This window comes from Antiquaquibacter metalliresistens (genome assembly GCF_029211225.1).
GTDB classification, from domain to species: Bacteria; Actinomycetota; Actinomycetes; order Actinomycetales; family Microbacteriaceae; genus Rhodoglobus; species Rhodoglobus metalliresistens.
Genome location: NZ_JARGEM010000001.1, coordinates 495,604 through 516,091, shown reverse-complemented (window position 1 = coordinate 516,091; position 20,488 = coordinate 495,604). Strand labels below are relative to the sequence as shown.

Below are 20,488 nucleotides of genomic sequence, written 5' to 3'. Positions count from 1 at the left end.
CTTCGGCCTCTACCGTCGTCCGAAAGCGGAAAGCTAGCGATACGCCAAAAGATATCGCCAATAGCAAGTCGCGTCGCAGCCAAAGGAGGAACGACATGACAACCAGCCAGTTCAGCCGTCGCCAACTGCTCGTCGGTGCAGGCGGAGTGGCCCTCGCCGGAGCGATGGCCTCGCTCCTGGCGGCCTGCTCCCCGGGCTCCGTGCTCGGCGGCGGTGCTCCCGCGGTCGTCGGCCCCGGGGGAATCGAGCTGCCCCGGTACATCCCGTGGGACAAGGTCGCGCCCGACCTCGCAGCGCAGGACAATGCGATGTCGGCGTTCTTCACGTTCCCGCAGAAGCTCGTGAAGGGCGTCTCCGCGGTGCCGGGATCCGGTGGCGAGGTCACCGCGCTGGTGAACCTCTTCGCGTCCGTGCCCCCGGCACTCGACCAGAACGTATTCTGGCAGGAACTGAACAAGCGCCTCGGCGTGACCCTGAACCTCAACATGGTGCCCGACAGCGCCTACACGCAGAAGCTCGCCACGGTGTTCGCCGGCGGTGACATCCCGGACATCGTGCAGATCCGGCTCAACCAGACCCGGCGCGACCAGATTCTTCCCGCGCTGTTCGCCGACCTCACGGAGTATCTCTCCGGGGATGCGATCGCCGAGTACCCGTTCCTGGCCAACATCCCGACCTACGCCTGGTCGACGATGGTGCAGTCGGGAGGCATTCGCGCCATCCCGACCGCGCGTGCGCCGATCGGCCAGATCTACTTCGGCCGCCAGGACATGCTCGAGGCTCGCGGTCTCACTCTCGAACCGGCGAACTTCAAGGAGTTCTCCGAGATCTTCGCCGAGGTGACCGACACCAAGAACAACGTCTACGCGACGGCGAACGGCCCGGGCACCGTCGGGGTGGTGCAGGAGATGAACGGCACCCCCAACAACTGGGCCGAGTCCGGCGGCAAGTTCACCTTCGGCCTGGCCACGGACTCCGCGCGCCAGGCGCTGAGCGACGTCGCACAGCTGGTGAAGAAGGGGTACTTCCATCCCGATTCGTTCGCCGGGTCGCTGGACTTCCGGCAGCTGATCACCGGCGGTCGCATCGTCTTCACCCGTGACGGCTACGCGGCATGGGACATCCTGGCGAAGGGGAACCCGGATGCCTCGTTCGGCGCCCTGGTCGCCCCCAAGTACGACGGGGGAGGGGACGCCCGCCACTGGTTCGGACAGACCACGTTCGCGTTCACGGCGATCAAGAAGTCCGACAGCAAGGAGCGCGTGCGGGAGCTGCTGCGCATCGCGAACTGGCTCGCCGCGCCCATCGGAACCACCGAGCAGATGTTCCGCAAGTACGGCGTCGAAGACGTCAACTTCACGCTGGAGAACGGCGGCCCGGTCGCGATCCAGGGTGCGACCGCCGACCTCGGCCTGCCGCTGAACTACATCGTCGACGAGCCGCCGGTGCTCGGTCCCGGCCCGAAGTCGCGGGTGCAGGCCCAGTACGACTACCAGCTGCGCGTCGGTCCGCATCTGCTGCCCGATGCCTCCGCAGGCCTGTTCTCCACGACGGACAACCGCGAGGGCGCCGCCCTCAAGAAGGCGCTCGTCGACGCGCAGACCGAGGTGCTCAAGGGCACTCGCGGGCTCGACTACTGGGACGAGGCGGTCGCCACCTGGCGCACCTCGGGCGGCGATCAGATCGCAAGCGAGCTCGAAGAGGCGTTCGCCGCCGCGAACAGCTGATCACCACCTCACGCACCGACCACCCGCAACGGAGAGACAGCATGACCATCACAACACCGGCCCATTCCCCGATCCTGATCGTCGGCGGGGGCCTCGGCGGGGTGTCGGCGGCGCTCGCCGCGGCTCGCCTGGGCGTTGCGGTGGTGCTCACGGAGGAGACCGAGTGGCTGGGCGGGCAGCTGACGGCGCAGGCCGTGCCCTCGGACGAGCACCCTTGGATCGAGCAGGGCGTCACCTCGTCGAGCTATGCCGACCTGCGCACGCGGGTGCGTGACTACTATCGGCGCAACTACCCGCTGACGGATGCCGCACGGCAGATCGACGAGCTCAACCCCGGGCTCGGCAATGTCAGTCGGCTCTGCGCCGAGCCGCTGGCCGCCGTCGCCGCGATCGACGAGATGCTCGCGGGGGTGCGCTCGGCGGGCCTCGTGACGGTACGCCACCGATTGAGACCGCTTTCGGCCTCGGTCGATGGCGACCGGGTGTCCGGCGTCACCTTCCTCGACCTCGACACCGGCGAGCCGACACACCTCACCGCCGACATCGTCATCGACGCGACCGAGCTCGGTGACCTGCTCGAACTCGCGCAGGTGGAGCACGTCGTCGGCTCGGAGTCGAGCCTCGAGACCGGGGAGCGCTTCGCCCCCGACGTCGCGGACTGGCGCGATCAGCAGGCGGTGACGTGGTGCTTCCCACTCGAGTTCAGGCCGGGTGAGTCGCACGTCGTGGACCGGCCGGCCTCCTACGACCACTGGCTCACGCACGTGGACCCGTTCTGGCCCGGACCGCAGCTGTCCTGGTTCAAGATCGACATCCACTCCAACCGCGGACGGGAGAACCGCATCTTCGAGGTCGACATGGACGAACCCCGTGGAGCGGACCTCTGGCACTTCCGTCGGATTCGGGCTCGCACCCAGTTCGATCCGAACGTGATCGCGACGGACATCTCGCTGGTCAACTGGCCCAACACCGACTATTGGGAGGCGCCGCTGGTCGGCCCGGGCATCGGCGAGACCGAACGGCAGTGGGCTCTGCAACGCGCGCGCGAGCTCTCGCTCTCCTACCTGCACTGGATGCAGACCGAGGCTCCGCGCCACGACGGTGGGGTCGGCTACCCCGAGCTCCGGCTCCGGCCCGACATCACGGGCACGAAGGATGGCCTGGCCAAGCAGGTCTACGTGCGCGAGTCCCGCAGAATCCGGGCGCTGTTCACCGTCGTGGAGCAGCACGTCGCCGTCGTGGACCGGCCCGAGGGCGACGGCGCCGCTCGATTCGCCGACTCGGTCGGTATCGGGCACTACAACATCGACCTGCACCCCTCGGCCGCTGGCATGAACTACGTCAACCTGGAGTGCTACCCGTTCCAGATCCCGCTCGGGGCGCTCGTGCCCGTGCGTGTTCGCAACCTCATCCCGGCGGCGAAGAACATCGGCACGACCCACCTCACCAACGGCTGCTATCGCCTGCACCCGGTCGAATGGTCGATCGGCGAGGCGGCCGGAGCGCTCGCGGCCCAGTGCATCGCGGAGCGCACCGAACCGCACGCGGTCGCCGAGTCACCCCGACTCGTTGGAGACCTGCAGCGCACGCTCGAGCAGAAGCTGGGCGCACCGGTCGCCTGGCCCGAGCAGATCCGCCGCACTCGACCTTCGCAGGCGGTCGGGCGCACGCCGCTGTACCCGCTCCCCGAGGATCGCGGACCGCGGGCGGTGGTCCGATGAACGACCTGCGGCGGCGGCGCTACGACGTACTGATCTACGGTGCATCCCTCGCGGGGATCATGGCGGCGGTGCGCTTGCGCCGACGGGGACGAACCGTGTGCATCCTCGAGCCGACGGAGCATGTCGGCGGGATCGTCGCGGGCGGCCTGGTCAAGACCGACATCCCCAACGTGCTGCCGGCGCTCGGCGGGCTGACCCTGTCGGAGTTCTTCGAGGGGATCGGTCGCGAGTACGGCCTGGATCACGCGCAGTACCGTTTCGAACCGAAGGTCGCCGAGCGGGTGAGCCGCGAGCTGCTGGATGCCGCCGGTGTCGACGTGCTCCTGCGCTGTCGGATCGACGGCCCGGCCGACGTCGAGGTGCGTGGCGGTCGTGTGCGCGGCGTGCGCGTCGCCGACGCGGGTCCGGGCTGGATCGGCGCCGACTTCTTCATCGATGCCTCGTACGAGGGCGACCTGATGGCCGCCAGCGGGGTGCCGTATCGCACGGGTCGCGAGTCGCGCGAGGAGTATGGCGAGGAGCATGCCGGGTTCCTCCCGACCCGCGCGCACCGCGCCGCGGGCCTCGCCGAGCCGGGCGCCTACCTCATGCGGGCGCGGCCGGACCTCCTGCCCGGGGCCGCGGACGCCGCCGTGCAGGCCTACAACTTCCGCGGGGTTCTGACCACAGCGGATGACCGGCTGCCGTTCGCTCGGCCGGAGGGCTACGACCCCTCCGAGTACCGACTGTTCCAGCGCCTCGTCGAGCAGCGCGAGCTCGGGGGACTCGACGCCATCGTCACCCAGACCGCCGCGCTGCCGCGGCAGAAGTTCCAGACCAACCAGGGTCCCGTCGTCGGATTCGACCTGCCCGGGGTGAACTGGGACTACCCCGACGGCAGCTGGGCACGGCGGGATGAGATCATCGCCGAGCAGGTGCGCTGGCACCAGGGCCTCCTGCACTGGATGGCCAACGACCCTTCCCTGTCGGAGACGTTCCGCGCACGCACGCGAGCCTTCGGCTACCCGGCCGACGAGTTCGTCGACAGCCCGCACGGCGCCGGGTTCCCGCACGCGCTCTACATCCGCGAGGCCCGCCGGATGGTCGGCGAGCATGTGCTCACGGAGCACGACCTGTTCGGTGCATCCGCGACCAAGTCCACGGCGGTCGCCTACTGGAAGTACGGCATGGACTGCCACATCACGCAGTACTGGGCCGAGGGCGACACCCTGGTCGCCGAGGGGACCTTGACCGGCAGCACCAGCAACCCGCCCGTGGACCTGTACCAGCTCCCCGCGGAGAGCCTGATGCCCCGTCGGGCGGACGCCGAGAACCTCGCCGTGGCGGTCTGCTTCTCGGCGAGCCACGTCGGCTACCTCTCGGCGCGCATGGAGCCGGCGTTCGGGATGCTCGGCGAGGCCTGCGGTGAGCTGGCGCACCAGTCGCTCGCTACCGGTCGCGCCGTGCAGGACTACGACTACCCGGCATTGGCGGTGGCCCTCGAGGAGTTCGGCAGCGTGCTCCGGCTGCGGGATGACGAGGTGTACGCCGCCGGGGACTACCCGGACACTCTGGACTTCCCCGATTCGATCGACGTCGGCCGGTAGGCCGACACCAACGCGGCCGAGGCCGCAACAGAGAGGAACGATGATGTTCGCAAACATGTCCGGCTGGCACCTGTTGATCGTGGTCGCGGTGATCGTGCTGCTCTTCGGCGCGACGAAGCTCCCCCAGCTGGCGCGCAGCCTCGGCCAATCGACGCGCATCCTGCGCACCGAGCTGCGCGATCCGAAGCCCGACGACGCCGGCGAGGATCGCACCGCGGCGTAGTCGCTGCCGGAGCGCAGATCATGTCGGGGCTCACGTTCGAGAAGCTGCTGATCATCCTGGCCATCGCGGCGTTCGTCATCGGACCCGAACGGCTGCCCGGCGCGGTCGCGACGCTGCGCCGAGCGGTACGGCGGATGCGGGGCCTCAGCGACGAGACGCGCCGCCGGTTGCGGGATGACGCCGGCATCGACCTCGCGGACTGGCGCACGCTCGATCCCCGCCGCTACGACCCGCGCCGCGTCATCCGGGACGCCTTGATGGGCGACGACGCCGCCCACCCTCCCTCGGCGGGCACGTCCGATGCGCGCTGAGAAGCCCAGACGAACGCCCGAGCGGCGCATGTCGATCGGCGCTCACCTCGCGGAGTTGCGCCGTCGAGTGTTCATCGCCGCCATCGCCGTGCTCATCGGCACGGTGGTGGGATGGTTCCTCGCCGATGCGGTGCTCGCGCTGCTCATCCAGCCGATCACGCAGTCCGGCGACGAGGGCGGGCGTCAGGCCGCGCTCAACTTCGACACGGTGACCTCGGCGTTCGACCTCCGCCTGCGGCTGTCGCTGCAGATCGGCCTGATCCTCGCGGCGCCCGTGTGGCTGTTCCAGGCCTTCGCCTTCGTCGTTCCGGGCCTCACCCGCGCGGAACGAAAGGGCACCTTCGCCTTCGTCGGCGCCGCCGTGCCGCTGTTCGCCGGAGGATGCGTGGCCGGGGCCGTGGTGCTCCCCCACATCGTGGTGCTCATGACCGGCTTCGCACCCGAGGCCTCCGCCACCCTGCTCAGCGCCGGCATCTACTACGACTTCGCGCTCAAGCTCGTGCTCGCGGTCGGGATCGCCTTCGTGCTGCCGCTCTTCCTGGTCGTGCTCAACTGGATGGGGGTGTTGTCCGGACGCACGATCCTCGCCGGATGGCGCTACGCCATCGTCGCGATCTGCATCTTCACGGCCCTCGCCACGCCTGCCGCCGACGTGCTGTCGATGTTCCTGCTCGCGATCCCGATGCTCGCGCTGTACTTCGGCGCGGCCGGCACGGCCCTGCTGCATGACCGCAGCGTTCGACGCTCCGAAGCGCGCCGCGAGGTGGCCGCCGACTCCACAACGGTCGCGGGCCGAGTCCCGCGCGAGAAGAAGGGAACACAAGCATGAGCCAGGAGCAATCCGAGACAGCCGTCGGCCGGAGGGCCTTCACCATGCTGGGGATCGGCGGCCTCGCGGCCGGAGCAACGGTCTTCGCGGCCGCTCCGGCCGCGCACGCCGACCCGCCAGAGTCGATGCGTGTGTTCGACAGCGTGGCCGCCGCTCGGGCCGCCGAGGGCGAGGAGGGCGAAGTCGCCTACCTGCTGGGCTATCACGCCTCGGCCCCCGGTGTCGGCGGTGGCATGCTCCGCTGGGATGACGCGGACGAGAGCGCGGACGACGGCGGCCTCGTCTTCGCCGTCGATGGGGTCTCGACCGGTCGGTGGCGTCGCCCGGTCGCCGATGGTGCGGTGCCGCTGGCATGGTTCGGTGTGCTGCCCGATCCGGACACGGACCAGGCATCCGCGATCCAGGCCGCCGTCAACGCGCTGCCCGACGGCGGCATCCTGCAGTTCGGCACGGGCGTGTTCCGCATCGCGAGCACCATCACCGTGACCACCGCGCCGGTCACCTTCGTCGGCACCGGCGCCGGCGATGGCAGGGACTCGACGACCGGAGCCGAGTTCGACCTCGGCACCCAACTGCGGATCACGACCGGCGACCAGGACGCCTTCGTGCTGCGCGGTGTGCGGGGCGGCGGCTTCCGCGATCTGCAGATGCGCGGTGACGTCGATGCCGAGGGCATCCCCACGCTCACCGGCGGCGCGTTCATCCGCACTGACAAGCATCCGGATGACCCGGACCAGGGCAACTACTTCCTCTCCTTCTATGCCTGCCGCTTCAAGGAGGGCTACAACGGCATCGTGCTGCGCGGCTGCAACACGGTTCGTTTTCAGCACTGCGTCTGGAACGGCTTCAGGGGTGAGCAGGTCGTGCTCTTGAACGGTGTCGGTGACGCATTCCGTGCCGACCCGATCGAGTTCGTGCAATGTGCGATCTCGGCCGGCACGAAGAATCGCGGCACCGACAACGTGGTCCTCGATGGCCTCGGGGGTTCGATCAAGTTCATCTCGACCGCGATCCTGTTCGGCCGGCACGGCATCTGGATGCGCAACACGACCGGTTCCGCGAGTCTGCCGAAGTTCCTGTACTTCAACGCGGGCGGGTTCGAGAACAGTCACGGCTATCCGGTGCTGCTCGAGGCCGGGGCAGACGCCAAGTTCTCGAACACCTACATCTCCACCGACGGGCTGCTCGACTGCGTCCGCATCACCAACGGCTTCACCGGCACCGCGATGTTCGCGGACGTGGTGGTGCGCGGCGCCGGTCGCAACGGCATCGACATCGACTCCACCCGCATCGTCGTCACCGGCAGTGTCATCGGCAACAACGGCCGGGCGGCGCATCCCGATTTCGCGATCCCGATCTCCGCCGCGGCGAGCGGGGCGGATGTGCGCATCGAGACGGCCACGCCGCACGGCTGGGAGACAGGCGACTACGTCTCTGTGACCGGCACCGGAGGGGCGGCGATCGAGCGCACCTGGCGCATCACGGTCATCGACGACACGCACTTCGACCTGCCGGGGGCCTCGCTCGGCGGCTACGGCGGTGGTGGTTCCGCGTATCGTCACGGCGCCGGGATCAACATCCGTGGCAACGCGACGCGCGTCGTGATCACGGGCAACTCGATCGGCGGCCTGCCGGAGGGCGCCAACCGGCAGCGCTACGGCATCGTCAGCGACGCGCAGGACGTGCTCATCGCCACGAACGACCTGAACGGCAACCTCGAGGCACCCTACGCCCTCAATGCGCTCGGCCCGGCGTCCCGGGTGACGGACAACAAGGGGATCGCGCAGCTCGACGGCTGGTTCGCCTGCCGCATCCCCGGCTCGGTCGCCAACGGGGAGTACGACTTCTCCGAGCTGCTCTACCTGGACGGTCGACGCGTGCTCGTGCTCAAGATCATCAGGAGCACCGGCGCGGGGAGCGCCAAGGTGCGCATGCTCGTCGATGGGGATCCCGCCGGCTCGGCGGCGATCACGGCGAGCACGAGCACCGGGGCGACGACGCTCTCGGCCCCCTTCGGCATCAACGGTCTCTCGTCGCCACGGCGCTTGCGTCTGCGGGTCAGCGACGCGTCCGGGGCGGAGGACTTGACCGTGCAGTTCGCGTATCAGCTGGTCGGCTGACCGGCCGAGTCGACCGCCTCGCGGTAGTGCTGTGCCGCGGATGCCACGTCCCGCAGGTACTGCTCTCCGGCGTTGTATCCGGCGATCCCCGCCCGCCAGCCCTCGCGGCTGACCATGTCCCAGCCGCTCGAGCGGCAGAGGTGGTTGGACGCGGCGAACGCGGCATCCATGATGTTCTGGGGGTCGCCGGCGCCGTCACCGCTCGCGTCCACCGCCCAGCTGCGCCAGGTGTCCGGGATGATCTGCATCGGCCCGACCGCGCGGTCGTGCTCGGCGTCCCCGTCAATCGCGCCGCCGTCGGTGTCGGCGATGAGGGCCACGCCGTCGCCGTCCAGCGGGACGCCGAAGATCGGGGGGTCCACCCGGCCGTCCTCGCCGACCTGCGAACCGCCGTGCCGCCCGTGATCGCTCTCGATCAGGCCGATCGCCGCGATCGTGTTCCAGCCGATGCCGCACTCCGGGAAGGCGTTGCCCGTCGCGACGGCAGCCTGGGCGTAGGCGAGCATGGCGACGGGCGGGATGCCGGTGGCCGCCGCCGCGCGCTCCACCCAGCCCGGGTCCACTGCCTCGAGGTACGGGGGTCCGCCCTCCCACTCGGCGGTGGGCGGCGGTGCCGCCTGCAGCGCGTACGGGGGCGCGGCGGCATCCGGAGTCGTCGCAAGGCGCACACCGAGCGCGATCGCGGCGATGACCGCCAGCACGCTGGCGGCGACGATCCATGGGCGCCCGGTCACCGTCACGTTCTAGCATGGGCACATGGCAGATTCCTCATTCGACATCGTCAGCAAGGTCGACAAGATGGAGGCCGAGAACGCGGTCAACCAGGCGCAGAAGGAGATCGCGCAGCGCTACGACTTCAAGGGCGTCGGCGCCTCGATCGAGTGGAGCGGCGAGAAGCTGCTGCTGAAGGCCAGCGCCGAGGAGCGCGTGAAGGCGGTGCTCGAGGTGTTGGAGCAGAAGTTCATCAAGCGGGGGATCACGCTGCGCTCCCTCGATTCGGGTGCGCCGTTCGCCAGCGGCAAGGAGTACCGCATCGAAGTGGGCCTGAAGAACGGCATCGACTCCGAGAACGCGAAGAAGATCTCCAAGATCATCCGCGACGAGGCGCCCAAGACCGTGAAGTCGCAGATCCAGGGCGATGAGCTGCGGGTGCAGTCCAAGAGCCGCGACGACCTGCAGGCGACGATGGCGCTGCTGAAGGGCAAAGACCTGGATGTGGCGCTGCAGTTCGTGAACTTCCGGTAGCCATGTCCCGGCTCGCCGAACTCCAGCGGCGGGCCTACGCGCGCGATTCCTCCGCGGAGGAGCGCGCGCGTGCACAGGCAGAGCTCGCCTCGCTGCGCGGCCGGATGCCGCCGACCTTCGATCCTCCCCGTGCGACGCTGTGGTCGCCACCGCATCGCCTGTGGATCCTCGGCATCGTCGTGGCCCTGCTGCTCGGCGGGGCGATCGTCGCGGGCGCGCAGCATCCGCCGAGTTCGCTGCTGATCTTCGAACGCGCGCAGAACCAACGTGACCGGGCGGCACCGACCTGGCTGCCGGTGACCAGCTACCACAATCGGGTCGGCGACCACCCCGACCTGTCGAGCGTGCGCTGGCTCACGAGCGTCGACGAATGGGATGTCTACGTCTATCTCACCGAGACCGACGGGCTCTGCCTGCGCACGGCGAGCGGGCTCTCCGGCGGCGGCACCTGCACGAGCCTCGCCGCCTTCGAGCGCTACGGGATCGTGTACAGCTTCGCCACCCGACCGGTCGCCGACCCCGACTACATCTCGATCTTCTGGGGCCCCACCGGAGCATCCCGGGTGTACGACCGGGTGCCGGAGGAGCTGTACCGGGCTGGGATCGAGGAACGCGTGCCGTGACCGACGAGCTGCTGCGTCGCGCCTTCTCCCGCGAGTCCACCGACCAGGATCGCGCCGCGGCGCAGGCCGAGCTCGCTCGGGATGCCCCGGGCCCACCGCCACCCCCGCCGCCGCCAGTTCTGCGACCGCCCGCGGTGCCGCGGCTGCTGTTGCTCGCGCTGCTCGGCGCGGTCTCCGGGCTCGGGCTGGTCGCAACGGTCAGCGCCACCTTCGTGCCTCCCGCGGTCGCACTCGAGGTCTTCCATCGTCCGCCCATCGACGCCGATGCCGCCGCGCCCGATTGGGCGGCCCCGGACGCGACGCAGGCCCGGTGGCTGGCTGACGCGGAATCCTGGAGGCTGTTCGCCTATCGCACGGCGGGCGATCGCATCTGCGTGGCCGCGGTCAAGCTCTCCACCGGTGCCGGGCGCACGTGCGTAGACGAGGCCCGCTTCGTTCGCGAGGGCCTGGCATTGACGGTGTATGCCCGGGATTTCGGGCGCGTCGAGCGACTGATGCTGACCTGGCACCCCGACGGCGCGCTCGATGTGCAGATCGGCGACGTGGCATGACACCCCCACGCTGACGGCGCCCAATAGACTGCGCCCGTGGTGGCGACGACTGATCAGGGCTGGTTTCCGGTGACGCTGGCGGTCGTGCTGTTCCTCGGCGACTTCATCGTGCGCGTGCTGGCGCTGATCTACATCCCGCGCAACCGGCGACCCCAGACCGCCCTCGCCTGGCTGCTCGCGATCTTCTTCATCCCCTACGTCGGCATCCTGCTGTTCCTCATCGTCGGCAGCGCCCGGCTGCCGAAGAAGCGGCGCGAGCGTCAGCAGCAGATCAACGACTACATCCTCGAGACCACCGAGGGATTCGACCGGGTGCAGATCGACCCGCCCTGGCCGTCGTGGCTCGAGCCGATCGTCGAGCTCAACCGCACGCTCGGCGCCATGCCGCTCGTCGGCGGCAACACCGCGCAGCTGTACGCCGACAACCAGGAGTCGCTCGACGCGATGACGGCCGCCATCGACGCGGCGAAGAGGTCGGTGCACGTCGAGTTCTACATCCTGCTGCTGGATGACACGACCGCCCCGTTCTTCGACGCCCTCGAGTCCGCGCACCGCCGCGGGGTTCGGGTGCGCGTGCTGCTCGACCACCTGGGCAACTTCCAGTACCCGGGCTACAAGCCCACGATCCGCCGACTCAAGCAGATGGGGGTGGACTGGCACCTCATGCTGCCGTTCCAGCCCCTGCGCGGCAAGATCCAGCGCCCCGACCTGCGCAATCATCGCAAGCTCTTGGTCGTCGACGGTGAGGTCGCGTTCACCGGCTCGCAGAACGTCGTCGAGACCGGCTACCAGCGCAAGAAGAACCACCAGCGCGGGCTGCACTGGAAGGACTTCATGGCGCGCTTCGAGGGACCGGTCGTCGCCGGCATCGACGCGCTGTTCGTCACCGACTGGTATTCGGAGACCGGCGAACTGCTCGAACGCGAGGCAGCTCCGGCACGCGCCACCGGCAGCGGGGACATCGACTGCCAGGTGGTCCCGAGCGGGCCCGGCTTCGAGGGCGAGAACAACTTGCGGATGTTCAACTCGCTCGTCTACGCGGCGCAGGAGCGCATCATCCTGGTCAGTCCGTATTTCGTGCCGGATGACTCGATGCTCTACGCGATCACGACGGCGGCGCAGAGCGGGCTGCACGTGGAGCTGTTCGTCTCCGAGATCGGCGACCAGTTTCTGGTGTACCACGCCCAACGCAGCTACTACGAGGCGCTGCTGAAGGCTGGCGTGATCATCTATCTCTACAAGGCGCCGACGATCCTGCACGCCAAGCACATGAGCTTCGACGACGAGGTGGCGGTGATCGGATCGAGCAACATGGACATGCGTTCGTTCACCCTCGACCTGGAGGTGTCGGTGATGGTGCGCGGGCAGAAGTTCCTCTCCTCGCTGCGCGCCATCGAGGACTCCTACCGGGCCAACAGCACACGGCTCACGCTCGCGGAGTGGCAGAAACGCAGCCGAGTGAAGGCCACCCTCGACAACCTCGCGCGACTCACCGCCGCGGTGCAGTAGCGGGCCTCGGTCGCGGCCAGCCCACTGCCGACGCCCCGCCGCCGACACCCCGCTTGCGGCATCGACTGTGCAGGTCGGGCCGGTATCGGCTCGCGTCACCCACCGGAACTGCACACTCGGCGACCGAACACGCCGCTGAGGTGGGCTCGCGGCGGGCGTCCAGTTTGGGCGATTCGCGATCCTCAGGATCGGTTCCTGAATTTCGCTCGTCCAGGTCGTCCACCCGCGGACCCGGAGACCGGACATTTGGTCTCCGTGGCCGACTCGACCCACTGAAGCACACCAGCGGGCCGCGGACCAGGGCCGAACACCGCTCCGCGAAGGCGGATCTCCGACACCGTGGCTTCCACACCCGCGCTAGTGAGGTCATTCTCCAGGTGCGGAACTCAGGAACTCATCCTGAGTTCCGCGAGTCTGCGGCGGGGGCCGGGTCGGCGCTTCTCTGCGCTCAGCGACCCGCGCGCACGCGGTGTCGCGCCGATGTGGACGGGCGGGCGGGCGAGGAGTGGGTAAGCGGGCGGGTCGCGCGGGAGCGGGCCGCGGGGGTACGCGGGCGGGCCACCTAGAAGACCTCGCGACCGCTCAGGCGGGCCAACCCACGCGCGCGGCGAGCGCGGGCAGTTGCTCGTGCAGCTTCGCGCTCGCCTCCGCGGCGAGCGGGTTCGTCGATTCGCCCCGGTCGTTGACGAGCCGGCCGCCGACGTAGACCTGCTTGAGGTTGCGGAGCCCGCACGCGAGCACGTAGCTGTCGATGGGATGCCACAGCGGCCCGATATCGGGCGAGCGCGGGTTCACGACCACGAAGTCGGCGTACTTGCCGGGCTCGAGGCTGCCGACCCGGTCGTCGATGCCGAGCACGCGCGCGGAACCGAGGGTGTGCATCCGCAGCATGTCCGCGGGCATCATCGTGCGCGGGTCGCCGGTCGCGGCCCGCTGCTGGTAGATGCCGATGCGCATGTTCTGCCACGGGTCGGAGATGTCGGTGCACGCCTGGTCGTCGAGGCCGACGCCGATCGTCATGCCGCGCTCGCGCATCCGTGGGATGTCGGCGATACCGCTCGCGAGGCGTCCGTTCGAGGCCGGCTGCCACGACATGCCGGAACCCGCCTCGGCGGCGCGGTCGATGATCTCGGCCGTGGTCTGGATGAAGTGCCCGAACACGAGGTCGGGCCCGAGCGCGCCCGCCTCGTCGTACCAGGCGAACTTGCTGCGCTGCAGTTCGACCTCCTCCCGGGTCTCGAGGAAGTGGGCCTGGTTGACGAGCCCGAACCGACGCATGGCCTCGACCTCGAGCTCGGCGGTATCCCGGCGCGGCGACCACTGCACCGCGCCGAAGATCGCCGACCGCAGGCGCAGGCTCTGGTCGGCGGCGTCGTCGTGCGCGACGGCGGCGGCCAGACGCTCGAAGATCTCGTCGTCGGTGCCGACCGTGACATCCATCGGCAGGGCGTTGACGTAGCGGATGCCTGCGTCCGCCTTCGCGTCGGCCTGCCGCGTGAGGTACTCGAGCGAGCGCACCTCGCCGACGCCGGAACGCTGTCCGTCGATCATCGTCTCCCACGGCAGGCGCGGGTTGGTGAAGTCGAAGGCCGTCGTCACGCCGTTGCTCAGGAAGTCGAGCGAGCCGTGCACCGTCGACCAGTACATCTGCTCGGGGGTGGTGTGGTTGAAGAAGCCGAGCATCGAGTCGCACCATCCGTAGAGCGTCTGGTCGACCCCCAGGCCCCGTGTGGCGCTCGTGAACAGGTGGCTGTGGCTGGAGACGAACCCGGGCGCGACGAAGGCCCCCGCGACGTCGAGCACCTCGTCGTCGGTGGCCGGCGGTGTGCCGGACCCGGTGGAGACGATGACGCCGTCGTCGCCGACGAGCATCCAGCCCTCCGGCAGCACGTCGGCGGCGCCGTCGGCCATCGTGATCAGGTTGGCGTTGACGATCAGCAGCATGCCGTCATCATGCCCGGCTCGTGTGTCGGCGACGTTACCGCTCGGCGCGACCGTTCGAGATCGCGACCATCTCCTCGCGCGGCACGACCTTGATCCGGGCGCGGCCGACCGCCTCACCGAGCGCGATCTCGTGCTCGTCGAGGTTGTGCCAGCCGTCGAGGTTCGTGTACTCGATGCCCCGCTCGGCGAGCAGCTCCTGGATCGACTCCTCGTCGGGACGCTCGGGGTTCCACCAGTTGGCCTGGTCGTTGATCACGTTGCGGATCGTCTCCATGGCGTCGGACTTGGTGTGGCCGATGAGGCCAACCGGGCCGCGCTTGATCCAGCCGGTCGCGTACACGCCGTTCACGGGCTCGTCGGCGTCGTCGATCACCATGCCCTCACGGTTCGGGATGACCCCGCGCCGCTCATCGAACGGAATCCCCTCCAGGGGCGACCCGAAGTACCCGACCGCACGGTAGATCGCCTGAATCGGCAGCTCGCGGATCTCGCCGGTGCCTCGCACGCCGCCCTCACCGTCCGGCTCGGTGCGCTCCCACCGGAACGCCTCGACCTTGCCATCGCCGAGCACCTCGAGCGGTTTGGCGTAGAAGTGCAGATGCAGGCGGCGGGATGCCGAACCGGTCTCGCGCGCGCGCCACTGGTTCAGCACCTTGTCGATCACCATCACCTGCTTGTTGCTGGCGATCGCGTTCTTCGAGGCCTCGTCGTAGTCGAAGTCCTCGTCGTAGAGGATCATGTCGACGTCGTCGAGCTCGCCGAGTTCGCGCAGCTCCAGCGGCGAGAACTTCACCTGGGCCGGACCGCGCCGCCCGAACACGTGCACGTCGGTGACCGGGCTGGTCTTGAGCACGCGGTAGACGTTGTCCGGAATCTCGGTCGGCAGCAGATCGTCGGCGTGCTTGGCGAGCATGCGGGCGACATCGAGGGCGACGTTGCCGTTGCCGATCACCGCGACCGACGACGCCTCCAGCGGCCACTCGCGCGGCACGTCCGGGTGCCCGTCGTACCAGCTGACGAAGTCCGCCGCGCCGTAGCTGCCAGGCAGTTCGATGCCGGGGATGTTCAGCGCGGCATCCCGAATCGCTCCGGTCGAGAAGATCACGGCGTTGTAGTGGCGCTTGAGGTCGTCGAGCGTGATGTCGCGGCCGTAGCGCACGTTGCCGAAGATGCGGATGCGACCTGAGTCGAGCACGTCCTTGAGCGCGGTGATGATGCCCTTGATGCGCGGATGGTCGGGGGCGACGCCGTAGCGCACCAGTCCGTACGGCGCGGGCAGTTGCTCGAAGAGGTCGATGGACGCCTCGAACTGCTTCTCCGCCTTCAGCAGGATGTCGGCGGCGTAGATGCCGGCGGGTCCGGCGCCGACGATCGCCAGTCGAAGCTTCGTCACGGGGTGTTCTCCAATACTCAACTGCTGCGGTCGACGATGGTCTCGGCGAAGCGCGTCAGCGCCTTCTTCACCGGGCCGGTCGGCAGCGGGGCGAGCGCCTCGACCGCCTCGCGGGACCACCGGTGCGCCTCATCGAGGGTCTGCTGGGTGACCGGATGCTCGCGCAACTCCGCGATCGCCGCCTGCAGTTCCTCGTCATCGGCCTCACCGGCCGCGCTCGCACTCACGTCACGATCGATGCGCAGCAGCAGTGCGGCGGCGTCCGCGTCGGTGCGGGCCAGGCGGCGCAGGTACAGCAGCGGCAGCGTCGCCACCCCGCTGCGCAGGTCGGTGCCGGGGACCTTGCCCGTGTCATCCGGACGCGACGACAGGTCGATGACGTCGTCGATGAGCTGGAAGGCGACGCCGATGCGCTCGCCGAACAGCCGCACGGGGTCGCGGTACTGCTCCGGAGCGTTCGAGAAGATCACACCCATCTGGGCGGCCGAGGCGATGAGCGAACCGGTCTTGTCGGCGAGCACCTGCAGGTAGTGCTCGATCGGATCCTCATCGTCGCGCGGACCGATCGTCTCGTGCAGCTGCCCCAGCACGAGGCGCTCGAAGGTGGCCGCCTGCAGGGCGAGCACACGACCGCCGAGCTCGACGCCGATCTTGCTCGCGCGGGCGAACAGTAGGTCGCCCGCGAGAATGGCGACGGAGTTGCCCCACACCGTCTGCGCGCTGGGCACGCCGCGACGCATCTGCGCCTCGTCCATCACGTCGTCGTGGTACAGCGAGGCGAGGTGGGTGATCTCGATCGCGATCGCCGCCGAGATGACCTGGTCGTTGTTGCCGTCGCCGAGCTGGGCGGTGAGCAGGGTCAACACGGGGCGCACGCGCTTGCCCCCGGCATCCAGCAGGTAGCGGGTGGTGACGTCGACGATGTCATCGGCGAACGACACCTCGGCGGCCAGTCCGGCCTCGACGCGTTCCAGACCCTGTTCGATCGCCTCGGCGAACCGGCGCTCATCGCTCGAGGCGAAGAGCTTCTCGCCGAGACCCAGCGACGAGCTCAGGGTGTTGCTGCGCCGCGCGAGCGGGGGCGTGGCCTTCATGCAGTGCTCTTCGGACTCTTCGCGGAGCGGACGGTCGTGATGGGCTGGGTCGCGAGCTTGCGCTTGGCGACGGATGCCAGCACGGTCGCATCCGACGGCTTGCGACCGCGGTGCAGCGCCACGATCCCGGCGGTGAGGTTGCGGTACGCCACGCGGATGAAGCCCGCGCCGCGCAGCCACTGGCTGAGCTCGCCCTGGTCGGGCCATTCCTGGATCGACTCGGCGAGGTACTTGTAGGCCTCGGGGTTGGAGCTCACGCGGTCGGCGACGACCGGCATCACGTGGCGCAGATAGGTCCAGTAGCCGGCGCGCAGGATCGCGACGGGCGGCTTCGAGAACTCGCACACCACGAGACGACCGCCGGGCTTGAGCACGCGGTACATCTCGGAGAGCGCGGCCTTGGGGTCGGCGATGTTGCGCAACCCGAAGCTGATGGCGACGGCGTCGAACTCGTTGTCACCGAACGGCAGCTTCTCGGCATCCGCCTGGATGAACTCGATGTTCTTGTGCCGCCTGCGGCCCTCTTCGATCATCCCGGCCGAGAAGTCGACCGCCACCACGCGAGCACCGCTGCGCGCCAAGGCGACTGACGAGGTGCCCGTGCCCGCGGCGACGTCGAGGATGCGCTCACCCGCGACGGGCGCGACCGCGCGCACCATGGCCATACGCCAGAGGATCGCGTTGCCGGCCGAGAGCACCGTGTTGGTTCGGTCGTAGTGCCGGGCGACGCCGTCGAACATGCCGGCGACCTCGTCCGGGTCCTTCTCCATGTCCGCCCTGCTCACCCGTCCAGTCTAGGGTCGCGCGCCGCCGGGCACTTGGCGGCCTCCCTCGACCTCGGGTGCGGCATCCGTCGCACACGGGCTTCGACGCGGTGCGGTGACCACCCGGCACCGACGTTCGGCGGGCGGGGGTAGGGTGGGCGATGTGAGGGTCGTGAGCTCCGTGGTCCCCGATGTCGGGGCCCTCGTCCCGTTGCTCGAGCCGCATCATCCGCTCGCCTTCGTGCGCGACGGCGATGGCATCATCGGTTTCGGCGACGCGGTGCGGCTGGAGTTCCGCGGCCCCGACCGCATCGTGCAGGCGGCCCGCGCGTGGCGGGAACTCGCGGCGGCAGCCGACGTCGCCGATGGCGTGAACCTGCCGGGCTCCGGTCTCGTGGCCTTCGGCAGCTTCACCTTCGCGCCCGACTCCGAGGCCTCCAGCGTGCTGATCGTGCCCCGCGTGATCGTCGGCCGGCGCGATGGCACGTGCTTCGTCACGCGGGTGGACGGCGCCGACGACGAGCTCAGGGTCGCGGCATCCGGACCCGAGTACCGTGCCCGCATGCTGCACGGGCAGATGACCCGCAGCGTGTTCACCGCGGCGGTGCGCACCGCCCTCGAGCGCATTGCCGACGGCACCGTGAGCAAGGTCGTGCTCGCTCGCGACCTCATCGGCCACATCGCGCCGGATGCCGACCTGCGTCGCGCGATCACCCACCTCTCGCGAAGCTACCGCCAGACCTTCACCTACGCGGTCGAGGGGCTCATCGGCTCAAGCCCGGAGACGCTCGTGCGCTCCGAGGGCGGCATCGTCGACGCGCGGGTGCTCGCCGGCAGCTCCGCCCGCGGCGAGGACGCCGATGCCGACGCCGCTGCGGCCGAGGCCCTCGTGCACTCCGCCAAAGACCTCGGCGAGCACGACTTCGCGCTGCAGAGCGTGCTCGACGCGCTGCGCCCGCACACCTCGGCGCTCTCGGCGAGCGCCGCCGCGTTCGCGCTGAAGCTGCCCAACCTCTGGCACCTGGCCAGCGACGTGACCGGCGCGCTCGCCGACGGCTCCAGCGCGCTCGACCTCGTCGCGGCCCTGCACCCCACCGCCGCGGTCGCCGGTGCGCCGACGGATGCGGCGACCGCCCTCATCCGCGAGCTCGAGCCCTTCGACCGAGGCCGCTACGCCGGCCCCGTGGGCTGGGTGGACGCCGCCGGAGACGGGGAGTGGGCGATCGCGCTGCGCTGCGCCCAGGTCACCGAGGACGGCACCGTGCACGCCTACGCGGGCGCGGGCATCGTCGCGGGCTCCGACCCCGACACCGAGCTCGAGGAGACGGCGCTGAAGTTCCGCCCGATCGTCGACGCGTTCGGCTGACCTCGACCCGGTTCGATCACCCGTCTCCCTGCCGCTCCCGCGCCGTCGAGTGTGTAGTTTCTGCGGGTCGCGCGAGCTGGCACCCGCAGAAACTGCACACTCGACGAGCCCGGCGGGCGCCGAGGACCGTTCAGGGGTGTTCGGTCTCCCGAGCCTCGCGCGAGCCGGTGAACGTGAGCACGTCGCCGGGATAGATGAGCGGGCTGTTCAGGCGCTCGCCGTCCGGGCCGACGAGCTGGTCCCACCAGATGTCAAACCGCATCCGGATCTCGTCCGGCGTGTCTCCCTCGACCACCGTGTAGGTCAGCGGCACGCCGTCGGCGTCGGTCGTGACTTCGCCCATCGCGCCCTTGCGTGGCCCGGAGTCGGTCACCCCGAGACTCGGCTCGGGCCGGGCGGTCGCCGAGGCGGTCGGCGTCGGTTCCGTCGGCTGTGTCGGCGCGGGATCGGGCTGCGCACCGCACCCCGCGAGCCCCGCCACGATGAGCCCAACGGCGACAACGAGAGCACCCCTCATGTCTCGAGCCTAGGCAACGGGAGCGGGGATGTCGATCCGGCTTCCGGGGTTCGGCGGGCATCCATGGGCGGGAAGCCGGATCGACATCCGCGCGGCCCCACGATCCCGGCTCCGCTCGATCAGTGGATGCTCGACCCTCAACTCGCGGCGAGCCGCCGCTGCTGCTCCGCGACGTCGTAGTCCGCCTCCGGCCACTGCGGGTCGAGACGCCGCAGGGCGTCGAGCAGCAGCCTCTGCACGGCCCAACGGGCGTACCACTTGCTGTCGGCGGGAATGACGTACCACGGGGCATCCGGGGTCGACGTGCGCTCGAGGGCGATCTGGTACGCCGCCATGTAGTCGTGCCACCGCTCGCGCTCGTCGATGTCGCCGGGGTTGAACTTCCAGTGCTTGTCGGCGCGCTCGAGGCGCTCGGCGAGACGCGCCTTCTGCTCCTCGGGCGAGATGTGCAGCATCACCTTGATGAGGGTGGTGGCGTCATCCACGATCTCCCGCTCGAACTCGCGGATCAGGCCGTAGCGCTGCTCGATCACCTCGGGCGCCGAGAAGCCGCGCACGCGGTGGATGAGCACGTCCTCGTAGTGGGAGCGGTCGAAGACGCCGATGATGCCCGGTTCGGGCAGCTCGCGGCGCACCCGCCAGAGGAAGTCGTGCGCCTTCTCCTCGTCGGTCGGCGCCTTGAAGGCGTGGATGTGCACGCCCTGCGGGTCGACGCCGCCGACCACGTGCCGGATGATGCCGCCCTTGCCCGCGGTATCCATCGCCTGCAGCACGAGCAGCACGCGGCGCTGCCCGCCGAACTTGCTCTCCGCGTAGAGGCGCTCCTGCAGTGCACCGAGGGTCAGCGCCGTGGCCTGCAGTTCGGCCCCCGCGGCGTCCTTGTCACCGGTGAACCCGGGCGTGGATGACGGGTCGACGTCGGCGAGCACGAAGCCTTCGCCGACCGGCGCGAGTTCGCTCATGCG

Annotated in this window: 19 protein-coding genes; 12 read left to right on the top strand and 7 right to left on the bottom strand. The window is 69.6% G+C overall.

The genetic code is table 11. From position 1 onward, the window contains the following. Window positions 1-95: 95 nt before the first annotated feature. From PYV02_RS02655 to PYV02_RS02625, 7 genes are read left to right on the top strand one after another with little or no spacing between them, the layout of a single operon-like run. A complete protein-coding gene (locus tag PYV02_RS02655) occupies window positions 96-1,727 on the top strand; it encodes an extracellular solute-binding protein (protein WP_275755915.1) in 1,632 nt (543 codons plus the stop codon). Between the two features lie 41 nt (window positions 1,728-1,768). After that, complete coding sequence (locus PYV02_RS02650; protein WP_275755913.1) at window positions 1,769-3,448, top strand: FAD-dependent oxidoreductase; 1,680 nt, start codon at window positions 1,769-1,771, stop codon at window positions 3,446-3,448. Continuing rightward, complete coding sequence (locus PYV02_RS02645) at window positions 3,445-5,034, top strand: FAD-dependent oxidoreductase (RefSeq protein ID WP_275755912.1); 1,590 nt, start codon at window positions 3,445-3,447, stop codon at window positions 5,032-5,034. The genes PYV02_RS02650 and PYV02_RS02645 overlap by 4 nt, the downstream gene beginning before the upstream one ends. A gap of 40 nt (window positions 5,035-5,074) precedes the next feature. Then, entirely contained in the window at window positions 5,075-5,257 is a 183-nt protein-coding gene (tatA, locus tag PYV02_RS02640; RefSeq protein WP_275755909.1) for a twin-arginine translocase TatA/TatE family subunit, read from the top strand. A 20-nt stretch (window positions 5,258-5,277) separates the two neighbouring features. After that, complete coding sequence (locus PYV02_RS02635; RefSeq protein ID WP_275755907.1) at window positions 5,278-5,568, top strand: twin-arginine translocase TatA/TatE family subunit; 291 nt, start codon at window positions 5,278-5,280, stop codon at window positions 5,566-5,568. Window positions 5,569-5,596: 28 nt separating this feature from the next. Further along, a complete protein-coding gene (gene tatC / locus PYV02_RS02630) occupies window positions 5,597-6,397 on the top strand; it encodes a twin-arginine translocase subunit TatC (protein WP_275755905.1) in 801 nt (266 codons plus the stop codon). Further along, window positions 6,394-8,517, top strand: a complete 2,124-nt coding sequence (locus PYV02_RS02625) for a hypothetical protein (RefSeq protein ID WP_275755903.1) — start codon at window positions 6,394-6,396, stop codon at window positions 8,515-8,517. Before tatC ends, PYV02_RS02625 begins: the two co-directional genes overlap by 4 nt. Here the strand turns inward: PYV02_RS02625 and PYV02_RS02620 are convergent. Continuing rightward, window positions 8,502-9,251 carry a lytic transglycosylase domain-containing protein gene (locus PYV02_RS02620; RefSeq protein ID WP_275755901.1) on the bottom strand — a complete coding sequence of 250 codons (750 nt, stop codon included), beginning with the start codon at window positions 9,249-9,251 and terminating at the stop codon, window positions 8,502-8,504. The two genes, PYV02_RS02625 and PYV02_RS02620, sit on opposite strands and share 16 nt — an antisense overlap. Before the next feature lie 22 nt (window positions 9,252-9,273). Between PYV02_RS02620 and PYV02_RS02615 the strand changes: the two genes are divergently transcribed. Genes PYV02_RS02615 through cls form a run of 4 tightly spaced genes read left to right on the top strand, consistent with a single transcriptional unit; the run spans window position 9,274 to window position 12,445 of the window. Continuing rightward, window positions 9,274-9,762, top strand: coding sequence for a YajQ family cyclic di-GMP-binding protein (locus PYV02_RS02615; RefSeq protein WP_275755900.1), 489 nt, complete (start codon window positions 9,274-9,276; stop codon window positions 9,760-9,762). A gap of 2 nt (window positions 9,763-9,764) precedes the next feature. Further along, window positions 9,765-10,385: a hypothetical protein gene (locus tag PYV02_RS02610; RefSeq protein ID WP_275755898.1), complete on the top strand. Its 621-nt coding sequence runs from the start codon at window positions 9,765-9,767 to the stop codon at window positions 10,383-10,385. After that, window positions 10,382-10,936 (top strand): hypothetical protein, encoded by a 555-nt coding sequence (locus PYV02_RS02605; protein WP_275755895.1) that lies wholly within the window; start codon window positions 10,382-10,384, stop codon window positions 10,934-10,936. The genes PYV02_RS02610 and PYV02_RS02605 overlap by 4 nt, the downstream gene beginning before the upstream one ends. Window positions 10,937-10,972: 36 nt before the next feature. Beyond that, complete coding sequence (cls, locus tag PYV02_RS02600) at window positions 10,973-12,445, top strand: cardiolipin synthase (protein WP_420833584.1); 1,473 nt, start codon at window positions 10,973-10,975, stop codon at window positions 12,443-12,445. A gap of 582 nt (window positions 12,446-13,027) precedes the next feature. On the opposite strand, the gene PYV02_RS02595 is transcribed toward cls, so the two are convergent. From PYV02_RS02595 to ubiE, 4 genes are read right to left on the bottom strand one after another with little or no spacing between them, the layout of a single operon-like run. Further along, on the bottom strand, window positions 13,028-14,389 hold the full coding sequence (locus tag PYV02_RS02595; protein ID WP_275755892.1) for an amidohydrolase family protein: 1,362 nt from the start codon (window positions 14,387-14,389) through the stop codon (window positions 13,028-13,030). A 34-nt stretch (window positions 14,390-14,423) separates the two neighbouring features. Further along, complete coding sequence (locus tag PYV02_RS02590; RefSeq protein WP_275755890.1) at window positions 14,424-15,782, bottom strand: FAD-dependent oxidoreductase; 1,359 nt, start codon at window positions 15,780-15,782, stop codon at window positions 14,424-14,426. A 17-nt stretch (window positions 15,783-15,799) separates the two neighbouring features. Beyond that, complete coding sequence (locus PYV02_RS02585; protein ID WP_275755887.1) at window positions 15,800-16,876, bottom strand: polyprenyl synthetase family protein; 1,077 nt, start codon at window positions 16,874-16,876, stop codon at window positions 15,800-15,802. Next, window positions 16,873-17,661: a bifunctional demethylmenaquinone methyltransferase/2-methoxy-6-polyprenyl-1,4-benzoquinol methylase UbiE gene (gene ubiE / locus PYV02_RS02580; protein WP_275755885.1), complete on the bottom strand. Its 789-nt coding sequence runs from the start codon at window positions 17,659-17,661 to the stop codon at window positions 16,873-16,875. The genes PYV02_RS02585 and ubiE overlap by 4 nt, the downstream gene beginning before the upstream one ends. Window positions 17,662-17,794: 133 nt before the next feature. Here ubiE and PYV02_RS02575 point away from each other — a divergent pair, with 133 nt between their 5' ends. Continuing rightward, a complete protein-coding gene (locus PYV02_RS02575; RefSeq protein WP_420833583.1) occupies window positions 17,795-19,006 on the top strand; it encodes an isochorismate synthase in 1,212 nt (403 codons plus the stop codon). A gap of 130 nt (window positions 19,007-19,136) precedes the next feature. On the opposite strand, the gene PYV02_RS02570 is transcribed toward PYV02_RS02575, so the two are convergent. Continuing rightward, complete coding sequence (locus PYV02_RS02570) at window positions 19,137-19,523, bottom strand: LysM peptidoglycan-binding domain-containing protein (protein ID WP_275755881.1); 387 nt, start codon at window positions 19,521-19,523, stop codon at window positions 19,137-19,139. A gap of 137 nt (window positions 19,524-19,660) precedes the next feature. Further along, window positions 19,661-20,485: a PPK2 family polyphosphate kinase gene (locus tag PYV02_RS02565; RefSeq protein WP_275755879.1), complete on the bottom strand. Its 825-nt coding sequence runs from the start codon at window positions 20,483-20,485 to the stop codon at window positions 19,661-19,663. Window positions 20,486-20,488 lie beyond the last annotated feature (3 nt).

Bases quoted from the DNA above. Each gene is read 5' to 3' on its own strand.
- PYV02_RS02655 (WP_275755915.1), top strand. From the start codon at position 96: ATGACAACCAGCCAGTTCAGCCGTCGCCAACTGCTCGTCGGTGCAGGC.
- PYV02_RS02650 (WP_275755913.1), top strand. From the start codon at position 1,769: ATGACCATCACAACACCGGCCCATTCCCCGATCCTGATCGTCGGCGGG.
- PYV02_RS02645 (WP_275755912.1), top strand. From the start codon at position 3,445: ATGAACGACCTGCGGCGGCGGCGCTACGACGTACTGATCTACGGTGCA.
- tatA (WP_275755909.1), top strand. From the start codon at position 5,075: ATGATGTTCGCAAACATGTCCGGCTGGCACCTGTTGATCGTGGTCGCG.
- PYV02_RS02635 (WP_275755907.1), top strand. From the start codon at position 5,278: ATGTCGGGGCTCACGTTCGAGAAGCTGCTGATCATCCTGGCCATCGCG.
- tatC (WP_275755905.1), top strand. From the start codon at position 5,597: ATGTCGATCGGCGCTCACCTCGCGGAGTTGCGCCGTCGAGTGTTCATC.
- PYV02_RS02625 (WP_275755903.1), top strand. From the start codon at position 6,394: ATGAGCCAGGAGCAATCCGAGACAGCCGTCGGCCGGAGGGCCTTCACC.
- PYV02_RS02615 (WP_275755900.1), top strand. From the start codon at position 9,274: ATGGCAGATTCCTCATTCGACATCGTCAGCAAGGTCGACAAGATGGAG.
- PYV02_RS02610 (WP_275755898.1), top strand. From the start codon at position 9,765: ATGTCCCGGCTCGCCGAACTCCAGCGGCGGGCCTACGCGCGCGATTCC.
- PYV02_RS02595 (WP_275755892.1), bottom strand. From the start codon at position 14,389: ATGCTGCTGATCGTCAACGCCAACCTGATCACGATGGCCGACGGCGCC.
- PYV02_RS02585 (WP_275755887.1), bottom strand. From the start codon at position 16,876: ATGAAGGCCACGCCCCCGCTCGCGCGGCGCAGCAACACCCTGAGCTCG.
- PYV02_RS02570 (WP_275755881.1), bottom strand. From the start codon at position 19,523: ATGAGGGGTGCTCTCGTTGTCGCCGTTGGGCTCATCGTGGCGGGGCTC.
- PYV02_RS02565 (WP_275755879.1), bottom strand. From the start codon at position 20,485: ATGAGCGAACTCGCGCCGGTCGGCGAAGGCTTCGTGCTCGCCGACGTC.